The following is an 822-nucleotide window of genomic DNA, read 5'->3' as shown; positions in this document are numbered from 1 at the left end:
CTGTACTTCGGTGTCGGGAAAAACACTCTGTATCGCTTCTGAAAATCCTTTTAGATTATCGATGCAGGCAATTAAGATATCCTCCACGCCTCGATTTTGTAAATCAGTCAATACGCTCAACCAAAAGTTAGCTCCCTCATTCTCCGAAACATACATCCCTAACAGATGCTTATGTCCATTTCGATCAATGCCAAGAATATTGTATACTGCCCGCGAAACAAACCGATGGTCTTCTTTTACTTTGTAGTGCATGGCGTCCATCCAAACAATCGTATAAAGGGAGTCTAGACTTCTTGATTGCCACTCCTTGACCTGGGGAATGATCTTATCGGTAATCGAAGAAAGTGTGCTGTGGCTGATGTCAGTATCGTACATCTCCTTGATGTGGTTCGAGATGTCCCGCAGGCTCATGCCAAGACCGTACATACCTAAAATCTTCTTCTCCAGGCTATCGGCTAAAATCGTCTCACGTTTCTTAATAAGCTGGGGTTCGAAGTTAGACCGACGGTCACGCGGAGTATCGATCTCGATAGTGCCATCTGAGGTGCGAATCTGCTTGCTGGACTTGCCGTTACGACGATTACCACCGGAGCGTTCAGCTTCATCCAGATGGCTCTCCATCTCAGCTTCTAGCGCTGCTTCTAAAAACTTTTTCATTAAAGGAGCAAAAGCTCCGTTCTTGCCATAAAGTGATTCACCGCTACGTAACTGTTCTAGGGCTAGGTCCTTCATGGACTCAAAATCAAAATCGCTTTCCTTAATACTCATAATTACTATGTCAAAAATAATACTTCTGTTTATTATCCTTGACACAGTTTATTT

At 43.4% G+C, this 822-nt stretch carries 1 protein-coding gene; it reads right to left on the bottom strand.

Annotation, left to right across the window (positions count from 1 at the left end; translation table 11 throughout):
* Nucleotides 1-768 (bottom strand): IS256 family transposase (locus FLS47_RS00955; protein ID WP_223225075.1); only part of this gene is annotated, 768 nt, incomplete at its 3' end.
* Between the last annotated feature and the right edge of the window lie 54 nt (nt 769-822).

The sequence above is a fragment of the Sphingobacterium cavernae genome (genome assembly GCF_008520265.1).
GTDB lineage: Bacteria > Bacteroidota > Bacteroidia > Sphingobacteriales > Sphingobacteriaceae > Sphingobacterium > Sphingobacterium cavernae.
This window is presented reverse-complemented; position numbering and strand designations above follow the sequence as displayed.